The organism is Methylocaldum szegediense (genome assembly GCF_949769195.1).
GTDB lineage: Bacteria > Pseudomonadota > Gammaproteobacteria > Methylococcales > Methylococcaceae > Methylocaldum > Methylocaldum szegediense.
In genome coordinates this window covers 1,390,753-1,411,409 of the sequence record NZ_OX458333.1, presented here as the reverse complement: position 1 = coordinate 1,411,409, position 20,657 = coordinate 1,390,753, and the positions used below count along the sequence as shown (strand labels likewise).

The 20,657-nt window shown below is 56.2% G+C and carries 20 protein-coding genes and 1 tRNA gene; 9 read left to right on the top strand and 12 right to left on the bottom strand.

Annotation, left to right across the window (positions count from 1 at the left end; translation table 11 throughout):
• Window positions 1-13 precede the first annotated feature (13 nt).
• Window positions 14-430, bottom strand: a complete 417-nt coding sequence (locus tag QEN43_RS05945; RefSeq protein WP_026610873.1) for a DUF4383 domain-containing protein — start codon at window positions 428-430, stop codon at window positions 14-16.
• A gap of 416 nt (window positions 431-846) precedes the next feature.
• Here QEN43_RS05945 and QEN43_RS05940 point away from each other — a divergent pair, with 416 nt between their 5' ends.
• Entirely contained in the window at window positions 847-1,122 is a 276-nt protein-coding gene (locus tag QEN43_RS05940) for a four-helix bundle copper-binding protein (protein WP_317963830.1), read from the top strand.
• Window positions 1,123-1,414: 292 nt separating this feature from the next.
• Here the strand turns inward: QEN43_RS05940 and QEN43_RS05935 are convergent, their stop codons facing one another.
• Entirely contained in the window at window positions 1,415-1,651 is a 237-nt protein-coding gene (locus QEN43_RS05935; protein ID WP_026610875.1) for a zinc ribbon domain-containing protein, read from the bottom strand.
• Between the two features lie 488 nt (window positions 1,652-2,139).
• Between QEN43_RS05935 and smbP the strand changes: the two genes are divergently transcribed.
• Both smbP and QEN43_RS05925 read left to right on the top strand, forming a co-directional pair.
• The gene (smbP, locus tag QEN43_RS05930; RefSeq protein ID WP_026610876.1) at window positions 2,140-2,499 is read left to right on the top strand and encodes a small metal-binding protein SmbP; all 360 of its coding nucleotides are present in this window, start codon (window positions 2,140-2,142) and stop codon (window positions 2,497-2,499) included.
• Between the two features lie 515 nt (window positions 2,500-3,014).
• On the top strand, window positions 3,015-3,485 hold the full coding sequence (locus tag QEN43_RS05925) for a hypothetical protein (RefSeq protein WP_026610877.1): 471 nt from the start codon (window positions 3,015-3,017) through the stop codon (window positions 3,483-3,485).
• Between the two features lie 159 nt (window positions 3,486-3,644).
• Here the strand turns inward: QEN43_RS05925 and QEN43_RS05920 are convergent.
• Window positions 3,645-3,717, bottom strand: a tRNA-Lys gene (locus QEN43_RS05920).
• Between the two features lie 442 nt (window positions 3,718-4,159).
• On the opposite strand from QEN43_RS05920, the gene QEN43_RS05915 reads away from it, so the two are divergent.
• Window positions 4,160-4,918 (top strand): hypothetical protein, encoded by a 759-nt coding sequence (locus QEN43_RS05915; RefSeq protein WP_156912819.1) that lies wholly within the window; start codon window positions 4,160-4,162, stop codon window positions 4,916-4,918.
• Between the two features lie 96 nt (window positions 4,919-5,014).
• Here the strand turns inward: QEN43_RS05915 and QEN43_RS05910 are convergent, their stop codons facing one another.
• The 4 genes from QEN43_RS05910 to QEN43_RS05895 form a co-directional block, all read right to left on the bottom strand.
• Entirely contained in the window at window positions 5,015-5,164 is a 150-nt protein-coding gene (locus tag QEN43_RS05910; protein ID WP_156912820.1) for a hypothetical protein, read from the bottom strand.
• A 518-nt stretch (window positions 5,165-5,682) separates the two neighbouring features.
• Window positions 5,683-6,459 (bottom strand): DUF2182 domain-containing protein, encoded by a 777-nt coding sequence (locus QEN43_RS05905; protein ID WP_317963829.1) that lies wholly within the window; start codon window positions 6,457-6,459, stop codon window positions 5,683-5,685.
• A gap of 3 nt (window positions 6,460-6,462) precedes the next feature.
• The gene (locus tag QEN43_RS05900; RefSeq protein ID WP_026610879.1) at window positions 6,463-7,071 is read right to left on the bottom strand and encodes a DUF1326 domain-containing protein; all 609 of its coding nucleotides are present in this window, start codon (window positions 7,069-7,071) and stop codon (window positions 6,463-6,465) included.
• Between the two features lie 64 nt (window positions 7,072-7,135).
• A complete protein-coding gene (locus QEN43_RS05895) occupies window positions 7,136-8,731 on the bottom strand; it encodes a sigma 54-interacting transcriptional regulator (RefSeq protein ID WP_317963828.1) in 1,596 nt (531 codons plus the stop codon).
• Between the two features lie 261 nt (window positions 8,732-8,992).
• Here QEN43_RS05895 and QEN43_RS05890 point away from each other — a divergent pair, with 261 nt between their 5' ends.
• From QEN43_RS05890 to QEN43_RS05880, 3 genes are all read left to right on the top strand, one after another.
• On the top strand, window positions 8,993-9,649 hold the full coding sequence (locus tag QEN43_RS05890) for a DUF938 domain-containing protein (RefSeq protein WP_317963827.1): 657 nt from the start codon (window positions 8,993-8,995) through the stop codon (window positions 9,647-9,649).
• 22 nt (window positions 9,650-9,671) lie between these two features.
• Window positions 9,672-10,403: an SDR family NAD(P)-dependent oxidoreductase gene (locus QEN43_RS05885; protein WP_026610882.1), complete on the top strand. Its 732-nt coding sequence runs from the start codon at window positions 9,672-9,674 to the stop codon at window positions 10,401-10,403.
• 216 nt (window positions 10,404-10,619) lie between these two features.
• Window positions 10,620-10,784: a hypothetical protein gene (locus tag QEN43_RS05880; RefSeq protein WP_202901151.1), complete on the top strand. Its 165-nt coding sequence runs from the start codon at window positions 10,620-10,622 to the stop codon at window positions 10,782-10,784.
• 29 nt (window positions 10,785-10,813) lie between these two features.
• Here the strand turns inward: QEN43_RS05880 and QEN43_RS05875 are convergent, their stop codons facing one another.
• The gene (locus QEN43_RS05875; RefSeq protein ID WP_202901152.1) at window positions 10,814-11,656 is read right to left on the bottom strand and encodes a class I SAM-dependent methyltransferase; all 843 of its coding nucleotides are present in this window, start codon (window positions 11,654-11,656) and stop codon (window positions 10,814-10,816) included.
• Between the two features lie 270 nt (window positions 11,657-11,926).
• Here QEN43_RS05875 and QEN43_RS05870 point away from each other — a divergent pair, with 270 nt between their 5' ends.
• Entirely contained in the window at window positions 11,927-13,588 is a 1,662-nt protein-coding gene (locus QEN43_RS05870; RefSeq protein WP_051331414.1) for an MFS transporter, read from the top strand.
• A 4-nt stretch (window positions 13,589-13,592) separates the two neighbouring features.
• Here the strand turns inward: QEN43_RS05870 and QEN43_RS05865 are convergent, their stop codons facing one another.
• From QEN43_RS05865 to QEN43_RS05850, 4 genes are all read right to left on the bottom strand, one after another.
• Window positions 13,593-15,107 carry an FAD-dependent oxidoreductase gene (locus QEN43_RS05865; RefSeq protein ID WP_026609093.1) on the bottom strand — a complete coding sequence of 505 codons (1,515 nt, stop codon included), beginning with the start codon at window positions 15,105-15,107 and terminating at the stop codon, window positions 13,593-13,595.
• A gap of 315 nt (window positions 15,108-15,422) precedes the next feature.
• Window positions 15,423-15,644 carry a DUF2970 domain-containing protein gene (locus QEN43_RS05860; protein WP_026609092.1) on the bottom strand — a complete coding sequence of 74 codons (222 nt, stop codon included), beginning with the start codon at window positions 15,642-15,644 and terminating at the stop codon, window positions 15,423-15,425.
• Window positions 15,645-15,675: 31 nt separating this feature from the next.
• Entirely contained in the window at window positions 15,676-16,104 is a 429-nt protein-coding gene (locus QEN43_RS05855) for a hypothetical protein (protein ID WP_156912638.1), read from the bottom strand.
• 14 nt (window positions 16,105-16,118) lie between these two features.
• Window positions 16,119-16,625 carry a hypothetical protein gene (locus tag QEN43_RS05850; RefSeq protein WP_317963826.1) on the bottom strand — a complete coding sequence of 169 codons (507 nt, stop codon included), beginning with the start codon at window positions 16,623-16,625 and terminating at the stop codon, window positions 16,119-16,121.
• A 139-nt stretch (window positions 16,626-16,764) separates the two neighbouring features.
• On the opposite strand from QEN43_RS05850, the gene metH reads away from it, so the two are divergent.
• Window positions 16,765-20,466, top strand: coding sequence for a methionine synthase (gene metH, locus QEN43_RS05845; RefSeq protein WP_317963825.1), 3,702 nt, complete (start codon window positions 16,765-16,767; stop codon window positions 20,464-20,466).
• Window positions 20,467-20,657: the final 191 nt, after the last annotated feature.

Below are 20,657 nucleotides of genomic sequence, written 5' to 3'. Positions count from 1 at the left end.
AATCGCGATATGCTCAGGTATGCCAGGCGTGCACGCGTGCTGCCGCGGCAAACCCAAAATACCCGGCGACTGCTGCGCTCAATAGATGCAACCAAATATCAAGCCCGAACAACGGAGCCAATCCGAACAGTGTGTTTGTCGCCGGAATGATCCCTAGCAGGAACAACACCGCGAACAACACTGCATTGGCCCGGGCAAAAGTCACGGCTCTCGGGATACTCCGAGCAGCGAAAATACCCCAAACGCCGACAGCGATATGGATCAAGTTATGAATCAAATTAACGGGAAACATTCCGAGTAATCTACCGTAGCCAGCTTCTACAGCTAACCCAGGACCACCGGCCATAGGCTGCACTAGGCCCGGAATGAACCCGAGAATGCCAATTATCAGATATACAATGCCGAATACTTTCGCGAACGTCTGAACCATGACACATCTCCTATCATATTCGGATTAAACACCTCCTACCTTATTGATTTTCCGGCTATGAAAATGTCGCTTTTGAGAGGCTAAGCGACATATTCCTGTATTTCATGCCGCAAATGGCAGAAAGGCGTTGTTGTCATTTAGAGTTCGCAAAAAATCGCTAGTTCAGGCTTTACGAAAACTCTTCATATCATATACCGTGTCTGAGATCGACTTCGAGCCACGAAAAAACGTAGCGGCTTGCGTACTCCTACCTATTCAAAAGTCAATCTCTCAGCATCATGCTATTTTTAACTATGCCGTCAACTTGAAGTTTGGGAGGTGCCAATATGTTGAACCAACAAACCTCTTCAACAGGCCAGTTGCAGTCGTGTATCGAGCAATGCCTAGATTGCCATTCGATATGCTTGGAGACGGTCATGCACTGTCTGGAAAAAGGAGGGCCGCACGCTGAGCCCGACCATATTCGGCTTCTCCTGGATTGCGCCGAAATTTGTCAAACCAGTGCGAATTTCATGCTCCGCGGCTCGGATCTTTACACCTTGACCTGTGAAGTCTGCACGGAAACGTGCGAGCAATGCGGCGATAGCTGTGAGCAATTCGAAAACGATCCGCATATGCAGGCATGTGCGCAAACCTGCCGAAGCTGCGCCGATGCCTGTCAGGCTATAGCGGAAGAAGCCGGTGTCGAGTGATGGGCTTGAATCTTCTTAATATAGCGTAACGTGCGACCGAACCCGGCCGGCGCTTGTCAAGATACATGTCGCCGTCAACGTTTTTCAATGTTCACTAGCGGGAGCCGCATCGGCGTTCTACAGTCCTTCAGCCCAAAACGCTCCTCTCGTCCTGTAGACGATAGTCATACCAACACCCAGCCTTCGTAATTACCAAGCGATGTAAGCCGCAACGCTTAGTTCAATTCGTCGAGGCGATTCGTTGACGCCGTCGCGATGGCCGTGGGGCGGGGGAGCGTCGAAATTTGGTGACTTACGTGACCCGTCCGACGACAAAAAATGCCGCGCCTGGAAACAGTAAGGCAGCCCCCCACCAGGTACCAGCGGTCATTGCAACCACGCTGATCGCAATGATAACGATACCTATTGCTTGGAGCTTGCCGCTCAAGGTGTGTATTGGGGTTGTTTTCGCAGGCTGGCCGCAGTTGGAACAGGTATCGGCTTGATCGAGAATCTCAGCACTGCAGTGAGGACATTTTGTCGAGGCCATAATGTAAATCTCCGTCACGGTAACGGCGCTATGAGATTAGCGAATATCCAGTCTACCCACAACGGGCTGGAAAGTAATGCGCAAATGTTACGTATCAGGGATGAATCGAAATGGCGATTTTATCGCGTTTAGTCCCGTACCTTGTCCTTGAATACCAGTCCCTCGATACCTCGAAACGCGTTAGCTTACACGCGATGGCGCATAGTGACCGTGGCCAGGTTGTCCCTCGGGGTATCATCCAGAAAAACAGCTCATTGACACCGAAATGAACGGCGAAACAAAACCTTAGAAACCGAATACCTTAAAGACCTTGGTGCCAGGAAAGCATAACTCCCCTTCGCGTTGACGGGCGGTTTTTACTCAGTCGGCCGTGGCGGCCCGGTCTTTCGTCATATCTGTAAAGATTCCGCGGGAAACAGTGAAGCTAGATTGTCTTTCGTATGTCGAAATTAATATCAAGTTGGAAATTTGAGATGATGAGGTGAAGGATGAACCGAATTGCTATTGCTGTATTCCTTACGATCATCTTGGCTTGGGCCGGCTTAGGCTTTGCTCAAATCGAGGCGGAGTACGTCAAACACATCCAAGAAGCACGTCACCACGTAACAATGGCTGTTGCGGAAGGCGAAAAGAGCGATGCGACGGCGCTCGTACAACATGCTCAGACGGGCTTGGACCACATCAGAGCGGCTCAGAAGAGGAAGTCTCTTCCGGATCTGGACAAGGCAGCCCAAAGCTTGGAAGACGCTATCAGCCAAGGCCAAGCAGGTGATGTCGAGAAGGCAACCGCACGAGCAAAAGAGTCGGTCGGATATCTTGACGCGACATTAAGCGGTCTCGGCGGATAAATCCACCGCTCGCGGTGCGCCATATGACGCCACCGAACGCAAATCGATATAGATCGCAGGTTGAAACTTGATCCATCGGATCGAGACAGTCCACGATGCCCAATATCGACATTGAAGTCGTGAGGAAGCAAGGTTTCTGCCCGCGGCTAAACACAGCCAAACCTGAGCGGTGAATAGGGAGCATCAGTATCGGGAAGCGCAACCGCCGAGATAGCAGCGGAAACAGAAGCGGTGGCGCCTAGAAAGATCCGCGAAAACCGGTAAGTGGTAATGCGCCCGAAAAATCCCTCTGGCTTGCCGTCAACGAACGCCTCCCGATGTTGAGGCAGCCAGCAACTCCAGATCTAGCGCTGCGGTGTAGCTCAACCGAGTAACGAAACGACTGAACGGACACCGATCCATCGACCAAAATTCTCTGGTGAAACGCGACAAGTCCATTGGCAATCGCCGCGGACAAGCTGTTGGTGGTAAATTAGCGACTACGAACCGGAGGTGGTTGGTACAAGGAACAACAGATGAAATGCAAGCATGCCATGCTTAAGCTCAGTGCAGTTCTCATGGCCTTGTCGTTTACGGCTCAGGCGGACGTTTTCCGATGCGAAATCGGCGGCCGAACAACGTACACGGATCAACCATCCAAAGGTTGCGCCTCCGTAGCTATTCGCGACGAGCCTGCCGATCCTGAAGCCTTGCTCCGGGCGCGGCGCAACCGGGAAGCCTATGAGCAAAGCATGGCTCAATGGCGCGAACATTACCTCCGCGACATCGAGTTGCGCGCCGCGGCCCGACAAGCGAGATCACAGCGCCCTGTCGTCACCTATACCTCGGCGCCCGAACCGGTTTATCCAGCTTACTGGAACTTTCCACTTTACCCGGCTGTCCCGTTCGCGCCGGGATTCAAGCATCCGGGATTTCGAAAACAAACACCCGTCGAGTCCGGGCCGGCTCGTATCGGCATGGATACGACAATCTTGAGGAGACCTTGATCCGGCTCGCAATTTACACCGAAATCAAGGAATTGGTGAACGCGATGGAAAGATTTTGAATGTGGCGATACTACGAGTGGTCATATAATTTACCCAGCTAGGTAAATTGACCACAAAAGAAAAGCCGTAAAAACCGGCCTGGATAATTGAAAAGACTGATGGGCCGTGCTGGATTCGAACCAGCGACCACTGCATTAAAAGTGCAATGCTCTACCGACTGAGCTAACGGCCCAAAGAAGTCGAAATTATAAAGATTGCTTCCACGGTCTTCAAGCCCATTAATACTTCCTTTCTCACACAAAAATTAACCACAAGGACGTCCCAAAGCCCTTCGACGGACTGAGGGCAGACCACATCCAGCAGGCAAAGGACGCGAACGATCGACGGTAGAATCGAAAGTAGAACCCCGAAAGCCGTCCATGGAATATCCCCGCTCCTTTTCGGACGGGCGTGCCCGCAGCGTGATTTTCGCCGCTAGGCTACCCGGAGCTATGGCCCGCATCGGAACACGAGCGGCGGCCTGCGATCCATATGGGCGCAACAATCGGTTATCCTAACCCACCCGATAATTCCTAGGTCTGCCAAACTAATAAAGTGCAGAGGGTCTTTTCCGGTCGCGGCGCTAACGAGCGCGGTGATCGGCGATGACAGCGGTAACCAAAATGCGCCCACCCATGAGATTTACGAAAATTCTTTTCAATGTGCCAATTTTGGCCGTTCTTCTTTTTGCCCTTAGCGGATGTGTCTGGTTACGGCTACTGGAGGCGAAGAACCAGCTGGCCGACTTCGATCGGAACGTACGCGTCAGCATTGATGAGGGATACTTTCATCTTGATTTTCTGAATCCAGTATTGCTGAGCGAGGACTTCCGCTATCTGACCAAACTTCATCCTAGCCGGATCGAAAAATTGCCTGCGGGGTACAGATGGTCCGTCGACTTCCGGCAAATGGATACCGGTGACCGCCCGGGTCGAACAATCATTTTTCGAATGACATTCAACCAGGAAAACAAGCTGTCCGGTTGGGACTTTTCTCCGGTTTTCTTGGAACTAGCGCCCGCAACATTTCTCGAGGCCTCGATAAGATCCCTCGGCAAAGGGAAGGTAGACGAGGGCCGTCGCCAATTAAAAGTCGCCGCGGGTGACTTACCCAAGTTAGCGGCGGCCCCTCCGAACCGGAAAAGAATCTTGGAGGTCTTGGGGCCTCCCGCCGAAGAATCGACGAAGGACGGCATGAAGGTTTACACCTATCGTTTCGAAGCCGAAGCCGCTCCGGTTGAGGTTGGCCAAGACTACGAGAAAAGACGGGTCGCCGTGGCCAAGCTTTATTTCAATCCGGTTACGGATGACTTGATCAGAATGTCCAGCCGCTTCGTAGGATTGAAACTGGCCATCGATTACCGGAAGCTGACCCAATTGGCGTCTCCGGGTTAATTTATCCGCAGGAACCGTCATGGAACCTTAATATCCCCTCACCCGCCTATTGAGTTAATTCGTCTGGGGAGCGCGCCGGATCGTCGGTATATTTCTTCAGTAAAGGCCATAGCCAAACTCGGCGACATGCAGAACTCCTATCCCCTGCCCGTATCTTCTGCAACCGGCGTAATCGATCTTGCCGCTTCGGATGCGCTCCACGCTTTCCGCACGGAGATCGTTGAGACCTTTTACCTGCCTGCTCATCGATAGAACGGGTAGCAATGAGCCCGAGAACGTAAGGCACCTTGGCCACAAAATGAGTCTTTTCCGTCTTATCGAATTTCCGAATGTTCTTGAATCGCCGGCCACGGTGCGACACTTCCCATACGTGATCCGGTCTCGTGAAAAAAGCCATCCCTGGCCTCGGGGGAAAACGCTGGTGCTCAGAGCCCATCCCGACACGTTCCGGGACGCTTTGACAGGCAAAAGACAAGCCCTTCGATTCAACTCGGGGTGAACGGTCTGCCGAGGTGGTGTCCTAGGGACTGATCCCCTGTCGATCAATCGGGGTGGGAGATGCGGCTCACTGCCGTTGCCGAGGAAACAGACCCTGCGACATACTCCGTCGGCGTACAAGCAATATCCATGCCACGCCGGCCAGTCCCGTCAAAGCCCGGCACAGTGGCACAAACCCTGTCCCGCTACGTAATTGGCGTTTCAGTTGAAACGGATATGAAACATGGCGGCGTAACGTGAAACAATCTGAAACTTCACCTGCTGGCTCAGATCAGGGCTATGGTTCCGCCCCATGCGATTAGCCCGACCCCTATCGCTTTCCGGATTTTTGCGTGCGCTCCGGGAAGATAACGCTCGGACAAAATCGCGAGCGTAATCAGCGCCATCCATAACACGTTCATCACCCCGACAGCGAACATCACTAGCATTTCGGCCCAGCAGCAGCCGATGCAATAAAATCCGTGATGCAACCCCAAGTGCAACCCGCCGACCCAGCCCGGCCTTCCGTGGGCAAGCAGAAAGCCCAAAGGTGCACGGCAGTGATTCAGGCAAGCGATTTTCCAAGGCGTGAACTGATAACAGCCGGCTGCTATCAAAATCGCTGCGGACACTGCGGAAACCCGGCTATTCATCATCGGCGTCAGCCACTCGAACCGGTGAAACTGCCACTGGAGCAAGGTGGCGACAAGCCCGAATCCCAACCACAGCACGAGGTAGCCCAGCAGAAACGCCGGCAGCCTGATGCGCGCTTCGGAGCTTCGTCCACGGTCGGTCCTTGCGATCAGCAAAGCCATCGGCGTCACTACCGGAAGCATCATGGCCAGCATCATGATCCACCACATCGACGCGGTCAGTGCGAAATCGGTTAGAGACCAACGCCAAGTGCCGGTCGGGGGCATCCACATGCGGTCCATGGGTAGAGCGTCCATTACCGATTGCTGGCGATACAGTGCCCACCAAGCGGCGATCGTAGCGGCGCCGAGTCCTGCGGCAATCAACAGCCCCTGGATCGCGCTCCTCGAGAGTCTCGCCGGAAGACCCATCAATCAGGGATGATAGACGAAGGGCGAGAAATAGGCGTTCCGTCCGGAAAATTCCCACTCGAAACCATAGTCCCGGAAGCGGTAAACCTCCGATTTCGCCACTACGGACGGATGGGAGGGCACCACGCACAACGGCGGGTTGTTGATCGTGGCCTCGCCGCCTGCGATACCGTCAATGGCGTGGACCTTCATTTCCGCAAGATCGGCTATCAACAGACGCCGCTCCTTACCGTTCGCCTCATAAGTTATCGGGGCGTGCTTCACGCCCAGCATCTGGCCGACGAATCCGGCGAGTACCGCGGGATGTCCGCCGGCCTGCCCGGAAAAAATGCGGACCAAAGCATCCGACTGCTCGGCGTTCGCCCGCTCGTCGAGGTAAAGCGCCGCTTGCCAGTTGCCCTCCTGCATGTGTCCCGGCGCGTAACACGCCAGAACGGCGTTGAGTCCGTCGAGCGTCAGGCCTTCCGAATGTCCGCGCTCGATGTGCCAGGCGACGAGCAGCTTACAGTTTCCTTCGCTAGGCGGATTGAACCACACGCATGGACAGGCCGTTTCACAGTTGCACGCCTCGAAGTAACTGCCTTCGAGATGCCAGGGATAGGATACGCTCATGATCGGACTCCCTCGGATAGGGTTATGGGATTCGCGTTATCGACCGGATTCAGCGAGAAACTCGCTACTTAGCTGTTCTTGCAGACTTGGACTTTTGCTGGCGAAACGTCGCGGGATCGATGCCGAGTTCGCTTAGCTTCAGATATACCGCCCTCGGTGTCAGCTCCATCCATTCCGCGACACGGTTAACGTCTCCCTGAGACCGGGTTAGAGCCTGCTCCAGGTACTCTCGTTCCGCGCGGTCCAACACCTGCTTGCGGACCGCCTTCCAACCGCTGTCCAGGACGCAGCCGCGATGCGCGCCGAGTTCGGCATCCTCGATGACCGGACCTTTTGTGAACAGTACCGCACGCTCCAGGACGTTTTCCAGCTCCCGAACGTTGCCGGGCCAGGAGTACGCCCGCAGCCTCGCCATGAGGTCCGCCGTTACCCCGTGAATCGGCTTCCGATAGCGCGCGGCCAGCCGCTTCAAGATCAGGTCGACCAGATGAGGAATGTCATCCGGCCGTTCGGACAGAGGCGGGATTGCCAATTTCACGACGTTGATACGATAGTACAGGTCTTTGCGGAAATGTCCGTCGGCCACCGCCTTTTCCAGATCGCAGTTGGTGGCGGCGACGATCCGGGTGTCGACGTGTAAAGTACGATGGCCTCCCACCCGCTCCAGCTCCCCTTCCTGCAAGACCCGGAGCAGTTTGGTCTGAATGTTCGGCGTAAGCGAGTCGATCTCGTCCAGGAACAAGGTCCCGCCATCGGCCCGCTCGAAGTAGCCGCGATGAACCTCGATGGCGCCGGTAAATGCCCCCTTCTCGTGACCGAACAGCACGCTTTCCACCAGCCCCTCGGGAATCGCCCCGCAGTTCACAGCGATAAACGGCTTTTCACTGCGCTCGCTCATGGCATGAATGGCTCGTGCGACCAATTCTTTGCCGACCCCGGTCTCACCCCGGATCAACACCGTGGCCGGCGTCGGCGCCACGGTTTCGATCGCCCGCAACACGTTCTGCATGGCCGGCGACTGCGCCACGATGGCCGGTCGCTCGCTGGCGTCGAACGTTTTACAACGGGCGCTCATTTGGCGCCAGATGCGGTGCAGGCGTTCTTCGATGCGTGCTTGCAGGTCGTTGTCGCGTTTTGGATCGGACGTAGACTCCTGTCGCCTGCGATATTCGACCCCCGGCAATCCGGCGGCCGTCTCGGGACTCAGATAAATCCCGACCTGACAGCCGGCATCGCCGAGCGCGATACGGCGTTCCAGAACCACCTTGGCGTAGCCGAAGTTGCGTGCCGCGATGGCACCGAACACGCTAGACGTCATCCGACACAACTCCGGGGAGTTCGTCACGCCCTCGCCGAACGGACAGCACGTGCTCGCCACCCGAATGCACTCCGCATCGCTCGAAACCAAAGAAAAACGGCCTCCGATCCTGTTTTTGAGCCCGATGATCAAATCGGCGTAGCGTTCGCGGTCGAGCGCTTGGTCGAGGCCGTACTCGGCGCGGAATGTCTCCTCGAAAAAGCGGCCGGCGCTGTGGGCGATCCGCTCGATGATCTGCTCTGCCTGGGCGGTGCCCGCTTCCTCGCACAGATTCATCAATTCGATGACGAAGGTTTGAAGAAACCCGACCGGGGTCAGCTGAGAAAACCTTACCTGATTCATAAGCGGCACATCTGCTACGTCATGGGCTCATTAGCCTAACCCGAATTCTTGAGTAAAGAAATAAAATTTCACTACTTGAAGCCGGATTTCAGAGGACATTTCAGAAAGAACCGGCAAATTATCTCTAAATGACTGAATGTTTTTAATTTTTTTCAGAACAAAAGCTGGCACATAAACTGCATAATGATATGCGTCCAGCTTTCGGATACCGATTACCCCGATTCGCACATTACAAAAACAACTATTCCAGAGGATCTGCAGATGTTTGAGTTTGAAGAACGGCCGCCGCTCGATCCGCATCCCCTAAGTCCGTATGTCTCCTGGGCAGGGCATCGCAACCGAGATCCGATCCTGGAGGTCTTCAAGCAAAAATTTCCGGGGATGCCGGGCAACGTCCTGGAATTTGCCAGCGGGAGTGGCATGCACATCAATTATTTCGCGCCTCATTTCCCGCATTTGACCTTTCATCCCACGGACTTGAACGAGCATGCCTTGGAAAACATCATGCGCATTACTTGGGAAAACCGTGTACAGAACGTCGCACGGCCGAGTCAGCTCGATTTGACGCGCGACGAGACCTGGCCTAATCCGGAAGACAGACGCTACGACGTGATTTTCGTAATCAATATCTTCCAAGTGGCCCCGATTTCGGTCGCCGACGGCATGATGAAATGCGCCTCGCAATTGCTGAATAAGGACGGTTTTCTGTTCATCTACGGTCCGTTCAAAGACCACGGCCGATACACCACCGAATCGAACCAGGAGTTCGACCGGATGATCCAATCGGCCGGGGTTCCCGAGTGGGGCCTGAAGGATATCGCCGACCTGGAAAAAGCGGCACGGTCCAATGCGCTCGGTTTGAGCGAAAAGATCAACATGCCGGCCAACAATTTCGGCCTAATTTTCACCCGCGCTTGACCGATGTGGCGAGCACCGTGACATGAACGAGCGTAAAGCTGTCGTCATCGGGGTTGGACCCAGCAAAGGGTTGGGGGCCGCCCTCGCCCGCCGCTTCGCGCGCGAGGGACTCACGGTCTACGTTGCTGGCCGTACCGCCGAGAAATTGGAGCGCGTCGCTTCGGAAATCCGAGCGGCTGGCGGCCGGGCGATTCCTTTTGCGGCCGACGCGACCGTCGAAAGCGAGGTCATATCGTTGTTCGAAACGGTTTCGCGCGATCCCGGCGAGCTGGATATCGTCGCCTGCACCGTGGACAGCAATCGACGGGCACCGCTGCTCGAAACCAGCGGCGATATGTTCAGGGAACTTTGGTTGCAGAACGCTTACGCCGGCTTCTTGGTTGGCCGCGAGGCTGCGCGGTTAATGGTGAATCAAGGGCACGGGACTTTGTTCTTCACGGGCGCCAGCGCTTCCTTGCGCGCCCGCCCGCCGTTCACGGCTTTCGCGGCCGCGAAGAGTGCGCTGCGCGCATTGGCTCAAGGCATGGCTCGGGAGTTCGGGCCGCTGGGCATCCACGTCGTACATGTCGTCATCGACGGCGTCATCGATGGCGACCGCGCTCGCAATGCCTTTCCAGAATTCGTTGCTCAGAAAGGCGACGATGGGCTACTTGATCTCGACGCCATCGCCGACACGTATTGGGCCTTGCACAACCAGCACCGAAGCGCCTGGACCTACGAACTGGACCTGCGTCCCTTCAAGGAGTCCTTTTGATTTCCGTTTTCCGCCGAAAGGACGAGGTGCTATCGCTCGGCCATCGCTGACTGACGCATTTGCACATTACGGTCGGGAAAGGATTTCCGATTTCTCCATGTAGCTCGGGTCGACGCCCAATTGCTCCCGTCTTCGTCGTTTTCATCGAGCGGCTGACTCGGCTATATTCGGCGCGGTCTAAAATAGACCATTTCCCGACACTCGGAGATTGCCGCTATGGATATGTACCTTCTGACGCTCGGAGCAATCCTCGTAGCTGTTCTCGTGGCGTTTTTCATCGGGGCCATTCCCTACCCTTACGGTTGGCTGATATTGACCGCGTTGCTCATCGCACGCTGGCTTCAACTCAAGCAGGGGAATAACCACGCCCGGCGAGGTTAGCGCCAGGTTCGGAGGTGTCACGCCGGCGCTTATTTGCTGAACTTCAGGGTCATCCGGTCGCTTTCCCCGATGTCGAGATAGCGTTGCCGATCCTTTTCGCCAAGGCGCAAGCTTGGGGGCAGCGTCCACACGCCTTCTGGATGGTCCTTGGTGTCTTTTGGATTAGCGTTGCTTTCGGACTTGTCGACCAGCTTAAACCCTGCTTTTTCCGCCAAAGCGATGACGTAATCCTCGGTCACGTAGCCGGTTTTCTTCATCTCCTCGAGCGACGTGCCCGGTTTCGCCCGATGTTCGACCACTCCTAGCGTGCCGCCCGGTTTCAAGGCTCGGTACATAGCTTTGAACATATCGTCCGCCGTCCCGTCCGCGATCCAGTTGTGCACGTTCCGGAAAGTCAACACCAGGTCTGCCGTGCCAGGCGGTGCAAAATCGGCCTCTTTCGGATTCTGCATGGACGTCAGCACGACCTGGTCATAGATGTCGGGGCGTGCCTTGAGTTTGGATTCGAAGGCTTCCTGAATTTTGATGGCATAGTCGGGCATACCCGGCCGGGCAGGACCGAAGCCGACCGCATAGAGTTTTCCCTGGGCGCGGAGGACGGGGGCCAGAATCTCCGTATACCAGCCGCGGCCTGGCGAGATTTCGACAACCGTCATATCCGGCCGCAGTCCGAAAAATTGCAGGGTTTCCTTGGGGTGCCGGTATTTGTCCCGCTCACGATTTCCGGGATCACGATGATCGCCTTGAAGGGCCAGGTCCAGCGCTTGATCAAGTGTGGTGTTCCCGGCGACGGCTGGCTTCGGGACGAGTCCGCTGATCAGCACACCCAACAAAATCATCGTGAATACCTGCAGCAAAGAATGCAATTTCATGCTGGTCTCCGTTTGTCAGCGATTCTTTGATACTTTACTTTCCGTCGGCGCGAAGCCAAACGCGCCGAGTCCGAGCCGGACCCGCCGGTTCTACCAAAATCGCGAGGGCAGGTAAACCGCGGCGGCTGAAAAGAGAGTGCCTAGGACATGATTCACGGGCATGTCGAACATTTTCGATATCCCTGACGGACACAATCGCGCGGAAAAACTCCGAGCGCTTCATCGCTTGTTCTACAATCGCGCTATAAATTCGACTACAGAGAGATTCCCATGCATTGGAGAGAGTGGCTCGATCGCAATGTTTTCGATCTCGGCCGCCAGATGCGGCTGAGCTATCTTCCGCCTCTCATGGTATACATGGCGGCCGGTATCTCGGGACTGACCGGTATCGTCGGCACTTTTTTCGTCAAGGAATATCTGGGTCTCTCGGCGGAGTTTCTGGCTTCCTTGAGCTTTTGGATGATGCTCCCGTGGACCTTGAAGATGCCGCTCGGGCATCTGGTCGACCTGATCTGGCGCCACAAGTCCGGTCTCATCATGCTCGGTGCCGGACTGATTGCCGCCAGCCTCTTGATCATGATTGGCCTGCTCGCCAACCCGGAAGCGATGCGCGAGTTGCTGCCGATCGAAACCTGGTATGTCCTTTCCTCCTTGCTGGCGCCGATCGGTTATGTGTTGCAGGATACGGTGGCGGACGCCATGACCGTCGAGGCCGTTCCGCGCGTGGACGAGAACGGCCGCCCGGTCGGAGAGGAACAGCTTCGCCTAGCTCACACCACGATGCAGACCCTGGGCCGCGTCGCAATCATCGGCGGCAGCGTGTTGGTAGCGGCAGTTAATGTGTATCTTTTCAGCGGCGTCGAGAAGCTCGCCGAACCGGAGAAAGCCGCGGTCTATCTTCAGATCTACCGACTTGCCCTGATCATTCCGGCCGTTTCCGTTCTCGGTGTGGCCCTTGCAGCCGTATTGCGTTGGCGCGACGCGCAGCGGCTCGCCGCCCAAGGCTTCGAGATGGACCAGATTGAACGTTTCTTGGGGCGATCTATGGACGAATTGCCGTCGCCTAATTGGTGGATTCTGGGCGGCAGCCTGGCTTTCGTCCTGTTCTCAGCCAGCATGGGGCTCGCCGCGGTGCCGATGAACGAGGAAATCGTGTTCGCTGGCTCGCTCGCGATCGTGGTATTCCTGATGTGGCAATTGACCAAAGATCTACCGGATCGCGCCCGACGCGAGCTCTACGCCACGGCAATCGTGATCTTCGCCTTCCGCGCGATCCCGACGACGGGTGCCGGCTCGACCTGGTGGATGATCGATGAACTGGGCTTCGATCAGCAATTCCTTTCGGAACTCTCGCTGATCGCTAGCATCTTGACGCTGGCCGGCATGTTCATCTTCCGTCGGTTCATGGCGGAACGCTCGATCACCTATATCATCGCTGTCCTGACTATCGCCGGCGCCGTCCTGTTTTTGCCGAACATCGCGATGTTCTACGGGTTCCACCATTGGACCGCCGCTCATACCGGCGGAGTCGTCGATGCCCGGTTCATCGCGCTTATCGACACCGCGCTCGAGTCACCCCTGGGCCAGATTGCTATGATCCCAATGTTGGCATGGATCGCCAACTCGGCACCGGAAAGACTCAAGGCTACCTATTTCGCCGTCATGGCCGCTTTTACCAACCTCGCGCTATCTCTCTCGCAATTGGGCACCAAGTACCTCAATCAAGTGTTCACCGTTACACGCGAAGTTATCGATCCGAGCACCGGAGCAGTTCAGGTTCCCGCCGATTACACCCAACTCGGCGCGCTGTTCATCACTGTCACTATCGTCGGGCTGGCGATGCCGATGGGGGCTATCCTGTTCGTCAAGCGCACTCTTCTGGCGGGACCCAAACTAGAGTCTGCCACCGCGGCTGAATTCGAGCGCAATTAATCGATCACCATGATTCGGGTTCCAGATTCTTTCTCGCGGGGCCAGATATCACCACTCCTTCGGTATCGAAACGCGAGCCATGGCAGGGGCAATCCCAGGACTTATCCACCCTGTTCCAGCGGAGGGTACAACCCAGATGCGTACAGACGGCAGATACGGCGTGCACTCGGCCATCTTCGTCCCGATATACGGCGCTTTTCTTGCCATGGAGATCGACGGTCTCGCCCTCTCCCGGGGGTATGGTCTCCACGGTTTTTCTGTAGTCGGACGTCAACTTGTCCTTCAGCCACATTTCGGCGACTTGGGCGTTTTCCTTGAGCAACCTTCTGCCTGACGCTTTGACGTTCACGCGCGCGGCCCGGTATAGATCTGCCCAGCGATTGTGGTTGCCGATGATCTGGTCGGAAATGATCGTTGCGGCCACAGTGCCATTCGACAAGCCCCAGGCATTGAACCCTGTCGCCGTGTAAAGATGGCTCGAGCCGGGTGTGAGCCGGCCGATATAAGGAACACGGTCGGCCGAATCGTAGTCTTGATTGATCCATTCGTAGTTGACGGACGTGACTCGAAACCGGTTTTGGACGAACCACCGAAGCTCCCTCGACTTCTGTGCGGTATCCGCGTGACCGGTCCGGTAGCCCTGCCCCGAAACGATCAACAGCGGTCCTTCAGCGGTCGGATGAACGCGAACCGAATATCGCGGCTCCCCTACCGACAGAAACATGCCGTCGGGGACTTGTTCCGGAGCGACCCGAATGCCGAGGACGACATGCTGTCTTGGAAACACCTTGGCGAAAAACGCGCCTTTGTCCAAGATCGGGATGTTGGTTGCGATGACCACGTCGCGCGCGGTGACTTTCCCTCTATCGGTCAGAACGCGACAAGGGGTGCCCTCTTCGACGTCCAGTACCCGGGTGTTCTCGTAAACCCCACAGCCGTCGCCGTTTACGGCCTCCGCAACCGACAGCAGATACTTGCGCGGGTGGAAGCGCGCCTGATGGTCGAAGCGTACCGCGCCGACGACAGGAAACGGCAAGCTGGTTTCGGTGACGAAATCGACCGGCAACCCTAGCTTTGCAGCCGTTTCCGCCTCGGTCTCCAGTGCTGGCACCCACTCCTTGGATTCCGTAACTGTGTACGCCGGAAGGCGTTCGAAATCGCATTCGCAGTGAAGCTGCGTCCGTATCGTGTCGACGATCTCGATCGCGGCCTGATTCGACTCCGCGTAAGCGCGAGCACCGGCTTCACCGAAATATTTGATCAGATGCGTATAGATGAGGCCGTGGAGCGAAGTGAGTTTAGCGGTGGTTCGACCGGTGACTTGGTCGACGATTTTCCGCGATTCAAGCACCGCCACGCTGCGCCCGGCCCGCTTGAGCAGTAACGCGGTTGTGAGGCCGACGATGCCGGCACCGACAACGGCGACATCGACCTCAAGATCGCCCAGAAGCGCCGAATAGCCGGTTTCCGGCGTGGAATCGATCCAGTACGAAACATGCTGAGTGGGAATATCGGCCATCCTTGCCTCCGTCCGGTCCTTCGGAATGCCTGCCGGGCCGCTTCACCGAACGCGGGTTGAGCGGACAAACAAAAGCGGCAGAGCGTATCAGAAAAGAATAATCATGGGCTACTGGGTCCGTCAACCGATTGCTTCGACGAGCAGACCATTCCGCCGTCCGTAAACGATTGGACTTACGCAGGGGGCGTTTGTGGTGCTGGTCTGTTTTGCGGATAGTCCTCTTTACGAGTAGACCTCTTCCCGGCGTAAACCATAAAAAACCCCGTGGACCGATTCATCACACGGGGTTCATGACGGTGTGTGCCTACCGCGTTGCTAGGTCCCGGCGGACTTGATTACCATGTTGACTATGAAAATGATGGCCGCCACGAACAGTACTGTAAAAATGACGCCACCAATGATGTAAGACTTGGCCGAACCGGCTGCGAAATCGCGCTCCCGATTGGCCGAGCTTTGGACGCCAAAAGCGGCCGCGATCACACTGGCGATCACTTGGAACACACTAGGTTTATTGGGATCTGGTTCACCGGAACTCATAGCTGCTGTCGACAAGGTGCTGGACAAATGTTCAAGACGTGGCCGCTTTCTTCTTGTTCAGATAAAACTTGACCCCGAAGGCCGCCGCGGTAACCAAAGTGGCGATGGTAATCGCGATTGAATTGCTGCTGATGACGTCTTCGTCCACGTTCATGGCGTAAGTTCGAATATAGGTCGCAATGAAGTACAAGGTCTGTACCGTGGCTATGGAAAAGAAGAAAGAGACCAGGAACTTATCCAGAGCCTTGTACTCGGTGAACTCCAAGTGGTCGAAAAACAGCTTGGTGATCGAGTACCCCGGGATAAACATGATCAAAATCGAGATGATAACACGCTTTGCATAGTAAAAAGGCGATGTGGTGGTGAACACGGACATCAGCACGATGAAAATAGCGCTGAATCCGAGAATACCCAGCCACATGGTTCGATCGACTTTGCTGAACTGAATGAAGTTATTCATATCCGGTTTCCCCATTATTGTTTTTTGAAGAAATAAAACCCTTCGATACCGCCTTTCAGGATCATTTGATCGGGTGTCTTTTCATAGACAACATAATCAATGGTTTTTCCCGGCCGCCCGGGATCGTCCGCGACAATCTTGCCGTCCACGATCCTATATGACCATTCGTGCCGGTCATGCGTTTTGAAATGCCGGTTGTAGCCCGAAGTGACGATAGTACCGTCAGGTTTGAATTCCCAGATTCTGTTCTCCTCGATCTTGGGTTTATCGAGTGCAGGAGCTACCGACTCGAGGCGCCACGTACCCACGATCTCGCTGTTGTCTTTCAACTGGATTTCCCCGAAAGCAGTGGTTCCCATGGCCCCAACAAGCCAGATCAGGCCGGCTGCGCCAAAAGTTCGAAAATTCATAGATCTCTCCCCGGAAAGAGTAAAAATAGCGGTTGCCGTCCCCGCATAATAACGGAGGCAGCCGTGGGCGGAACAGCTTGCTATTCTTGAAAACGAGCGGAATTTTGACATCTTTCATTTCCCTAAAGCAAGGAATTCGCCGGTTTATCGGCCATCGACCGGTTTATCGTCCGGTCGTCTGCCACTACAATAGAAATCATTTTCCGTCGATACATCGGCCCGACTTTTCCCGACCTCAGATTAATCCACGATGAGCGATTTGAAAGCCCGCACCGCACTACTCAGACAACTCCTTTCGGAAAGGATTCTGTTTTTGGACGGTGCGATGGGCACCATGATCCAAAGCTATCAGCTTGCCGAGAGCGATTATCGAGGCGACCGATTCGCCGACTGGCCTAAAGATCTCAAAGGCAACAACGATCTGCTCTGCCTCACTCAGCCGCAGATCATCCGGTCGATCCACGATGCTTATCTGGAAGCCGGTGCGGACATCATCGAGACCAACACCTTCAATGCCAACCGTGTCAGCCTGGCTGATTACGGCATGGAGGAACTCGTCTACGAGCTCAACGTAGCGGCGACCCGACTCGCTCGCGAGTCGGCCGATGACATGGCCCGGAAAACGCCCGATCGCCCGCGCTTTGTCGCGGGTGTCTTGGGGCCGACGAACCGCACCGCATCGATCTCTCCGAACGTCAACGATCCCGGCTTTCGCGCCGTCAGCTTCGACGATCTGGTTGCCGCTTACTACGAGGCCACCAAAGGTTTGGTCGACGGCGGAGCGGACATCATCCTTATCGAAACAATCTTCGATACCTTGAACGCGAAAGCCGCCGTGTTTGCCGTGGAACAGTACTGCGACGACCACGGGCTGCGTCTGCCGGTGATGATCTCCGGCACGATCACCGACGCCTCGGGGCGCACCCTGTCCGGACAGACCGTAGAAGCGTTCTGGAATTCGCTGCGCCACGCCCAGCCCATTTCCATAGGCTTCAACTGCGCGCTGGGCGCCAAACAACTCAGGCAGTACATCGAAGAGCTTTCGCACATCGCCGACAGCCATGTTTCGGCCCACCCCAACGCCGGGCTGCCCAATGAATTCGGCGAATACGACGAATCGCCCGAAGCCATGGCGAAGGAGATCGCCGAGTGGGCCGAACAGGGATTCTTGAACATCGTGGGCGGCTGCTGCGGCACCCGGCCGCCTCACATCAAGGCTATCCACGACGCCGTAGAGCATTTCCCGCCGCGGCGTATCCCGACCATCGAGCCGAAGTGCCGCTTGTCTGGGCTCGAGCCTCTGAACATTGGGCCGGAATCCCTGTTCGTCAACGTGGGCGAGCGCACCAATGTCACCGGCTCCGCGCTCTTTCGGCGCCTGATCCGTGAGGAGAAATACGAGCAAGCCATCGACATCGCCCGCCAACAAGTCGAGAACGGCGCGCAAATCATCGACGTCAACATGGACGAAGGCATGCTCGACTCAAAGAGCGCCATGGTCCGTTTCCTGAACCTGATCGCCGCCGAACCCGATATCGCCCGCGTGCCGGTGATGCTGGATTCGTCCAAATGGGAAATCCTGGAAGCGGGTCTCAAATGCCTGCAAGGAAAAGGCATCGTCAACTCGATTTCGCTCAAGGAAGGCGAAGAGGCCTTCATCCGTCAGGCCAAGCTGGCACGGCGCTACGGCGCCGCCATCATCGTCATGGCCTTCGACGAGCAGGGCCAGGCGGACACTTGCGAGCGTAAGGTGGCGATCTGTACCCGCGCCTACAAGATTCTCACCGAACAAGTCGGATTCCCGGCCGAGGACATCATCTTCGATCCCAATATCTTTGCCGTCGCTACCGGCATTGAGGAGCATAACCGGTATGGCCTCGACTACATCGAAGCCGTGCGCCGGATCAAGGAGACCCTGCCCCATGCCTTGGTGTCGGGTGGTGTTTCCAACGTGTCATTCTCCTTTCGGGGGAACAATGTGGTGCGGGAAGCCATCCATGCCGTGTTTCTTTATCACGCGATCCGCGCCGGCATGGATATGGGCATCGTTAATGCCGGCCAACTTGCCATCTACGAGGAGATTCCGACGGAACTTCGGGACGCGATCGAGGACGTGATTCTGGCGCGCCATCCGGAAGCGACGGAAAGGCTGCTTGCCATCGCCGAGAAATACCGGGATGAAGGAGGAAACCAGGAAAAGAAAGAGGATCTCGCCTGGCGAGAGTGGCCTGTCGAGAAACGCCTGGAACACGCTCTGGTCAAGGGTATCGACGAATTCATCGAAGTGGATACCGAGGAGGCCCGTCGTCAATATGGGCGACCGTTGCACGTCATCGAAGGTCCGCTCATGCAGGGCATGAATGTGGTCGGCGAACTTTTCGGCGCCGGCAAGATGTTTCTGCCGCAGGTGGTCAAATCCGCCAGGGTCATGAAGAAGTCGGTGGCTTATCTAACGCCGTTCATGGAAGCGGAAAAAGTCTCCGGCGCGGCTCAATCGAACGGCAGGATTCTCTTGGCCACGGTCAAGGGCGACGTGCACGACATCGGCAAGAATATCGTCGGTGTCGTGCTGCAATGCAACGGCTTCGAGGTGATCGATCTGGGGGTCATGGTGCCTTGCGAGAAGATCCTGGAAGCCGCACGTGAGAACGAGGTTGATATCATCGGGCTGTCCGGCCTGATCACTCCTTCCCTAGATGAAATGGTCCATGTGGCCAAAGAAATGGAGCGGCAGGGATTCACCCTGCCTCTTCTGATCGGAGGCGCGACCACCTCGCGCGCCCATACCGCGGTTAAGATCGAACCGAATTACAGCGGTCCCACGGTTTACGTCTCGGACGCATCGCGCAGCGTTGGGGTCGCCGGAAGCCTTCTGAGCGAGGACTTGCGGGATAATTTCATCGCGCAGACCCGGCGCGAATACGAAGAGGTGCGCCAACGTCACGCGGGGCGTAAGACACAGCAGCCAATGCACGGGATCGCCAACGCGCGCGCCAACGCCTTTCACGGCGATTGGCAGCATTACGTGCCGCCGCACCCGACGTTCTTGGGTATTCGGGTATTCGACCGCTATCCTTTGCGGAAGCTCGTCGACTATATCGATTGGTCGCCGTTTTTCCACACCTGGGAGTTGTCCGGCAGCTACCCGAAGATTCTTGATGACGACGTGGTCGGGGAACATGCGCGCACGCTGCTCAGGGATGCCAAGAGCATGCTCGCGACCCTAGTCGAGGAAGAATGGCTGACCGCCCGGGCGGTCATCGGATTCTTCCCGGCGAATGCATCGGGCGACGACATCCTGCTCTATACCGATGATACGCGGAAGGAAACTCTTGCGGTTCTACACCACTTGCGCCAGCAGGCAGCGAAACCGCCTGGCCAGCCCAATTATTGTCTAGCCGATTTCGTGGCACCGATCGAAAGCGGCGTGCCGGATTATATCGGCGCCTTCGCCGTGACGGCGGGCCACGGTATCGAAGAACATCTCGACCGTTTCGCCGCGCGTCACGACGACTACAGCGCCATCATGCTCAAAGCCCTGGCCGATCGTTTGGCCGAAGCCTTTGCTGAACTGATGCACCTTCGGGTCCGACGTGAGTTCTGGGGCTATGCACCGGACGAGCGCTTCAGCAATGAGCAGCTGATTGCCGAAGCCTATCGGGGTATCCGCCCAGCTCCAGGCTATCCCGCTTGTCCCGATCACACCGAGAAAGCCACGCTATTCCGGTTGTTGGAGGCGGAAAAGAACGCTGGTATCCGCTTGACGGATTCCTTTGCGATGTATCCTGCCTCTTCCGTCAGCGGCTGGTATTTCGCCCATCCGGCGGCGCGGTATTTCAATATCGGCAAGATCGGCCGCGATCAGGTAGAAGACTATGCGGAGCGGAAAGGCATGATGGTTCGGGAAACCGAACGGTGGCTGGCATCGCTGTTGGCCTACGAACCAGATTGAAGTACCGATTCAGAAAATCAGAGAATCGAAGTCCGAGACGGCTGAAAACACGCCTCGCACTTTCCGAGGGCGAAATGATCCGTCTCGATCTGCTACCTATACTTTCGCTCGACGTTTAACGGGTCTCCAACCCCATTATGACTTGAGTATCCGTTGCTACAACTGACTTTCGTCACCTCGATCCCGTTCCC

Excerpts from the sequence above, each read along its gene's own strand:
- QEN43_RS05880 (WP_202901151.1), top strand. The coding sequence starts at position 10,620 with ATGGATATGTACCTTCTGACGCTCGGAGCAATCCTCGTAGCTGTTCTC.
- QEN43_RS05850 (WP_317963826.1), bottom strand. The coding sequence starts at position 16,625 with ATGTCAAAATTCCGCTCGTTTTCAAGAATAGCAAGCTGTTCCGCCCAC.
- QEN43_RS05890 (WP_317963827.1), top strand. The coding sequence starts at position 8,993 with ATGTTTGAGTTTGAAGAACGGCCGCCGCTCGATCCGCATCCCCTAAGT.
- QEN43_RS05945 (WP_026610873.1), bottom strand. The coding sequence starts at position 430 with ATGGTTCAGACGTTCGCGAAAGTATTCGGCATTGTATATCTGATAATT.
- QEN43_RS05925 (WP_026610877.1), top strand. The coding sequence starts at position 3,015 with ATGAAATGCAAGCATGCCATGCTTAAGCTCAGTGCAGTTCTCATGGCC.
- QEN43_RS05885 (WP_026610882.1), top strand. The coding sequence starts at position 9,672 with ATGAACGAGCGTAAAGCTGTCGTCATCGGGGTTGGACCCAGCAAAGGG.
- QEN43_RS05895 (WP_317963828.1), bottom strand. The coding sequence starts at position 8,731 with ATGAATCAGGTAAGGTTTTCTCAGCTGACCCCGGTCGGGTTTCTTCAA.
- QEN43_RS05870 (WP_051331414.1), top strand. The coding sequence starts at position 11,927 with ATGCATTGGAGAGAGTGGCTCGATCGCAATGTTTTCGATCTCGGCCGC.
- QEN43_RS05910 (WP_156912820.1), bottom strand. The coding sequence starts at position 5,164 with ATGAGCAGGCAGGTAAAAGGTCTCAACGATCTCCGTGCGGAAAGCGTG.
- QEN43_RS05865 (WP_026609093.1), bottom strand. The coding sequence starts at position 15,107 with ATGGCCGATATTCCCACTCAGCATGTTTCGTACTGGATCGATTCCACG.
- QEN43_RS05935 (WP_026610875.1), bottom strand. The coding sequence starts at position 1,651 with ATGGCCTCGACAAAATGTCCTCACTGCAGTGCTGAGATTCTCGATCAA.
- QEN43_RS05860 (WP_026609092.1), bottom strand. The coding sequence starts at position 15,644 with ATGAGTTCCGGTGAACCAGATCCCAATAAACCTAGTGTGTTCCAAGTG.
- smbP (WP_026610876.1), top strand. The coding sequence starts at position 2,140 with ATGAACCGAATTGCTATTGCTGTATTCCTTACGATCATCTTGGCTTGG.
- QEN43_RS05905 (WP_317963829.1), bottom strand. The coding sequence starts at position 6,459 with ATGGGTCTTCCGGCGAGACTCTCGAGGAGCGCGATCCAGGGGCTGTTG.
- QEN43_RS05900 (WP_026610879.1), bottom strand. The coding sequence starts at position 7,071 with ATGAGCGTATCCTATCCCTGGCATCTCGAAGGCAGTTACTTCGAGGCG.
- QEN43_RS05915 (WP_156912819.1), top strand. The coding sequence starts at position 4,160 with ATGAGATTTACGAAAATTCTTTTCAATGTGCCAATTTTGGCCGTTCTT.
- QEN43_RS05855 (WP_156912638.1), bottom strand. The coding sequence starts at position 16,104 with ATGAATAACTTCATTCAGTTCAGCAAAGTCGATCGAACCATGTGGCTG.
- QEN43_RS05940 (WP_317963830.1), top strand. The coding sequence starts at position 847 with ATGCACTGTCTGGAAAAAGGAGGGCCGCACGCTGAGCCCGACCATATT.
- metH (WP_317963825.1), top strand. The coding sequence starts at position 16,765 with ATGAGCGATTTGAAAGCCCGCACCGCACTACTCAGACAACTCCTTTCG.
- QEN43_RS05875 (WP_202901152.1), bottom strand. The coding sequence starts at position 11,656 with ATGAAATTGCATTCTTTGCTGCAGGTATTCACGATGATTTTGTTGGGT.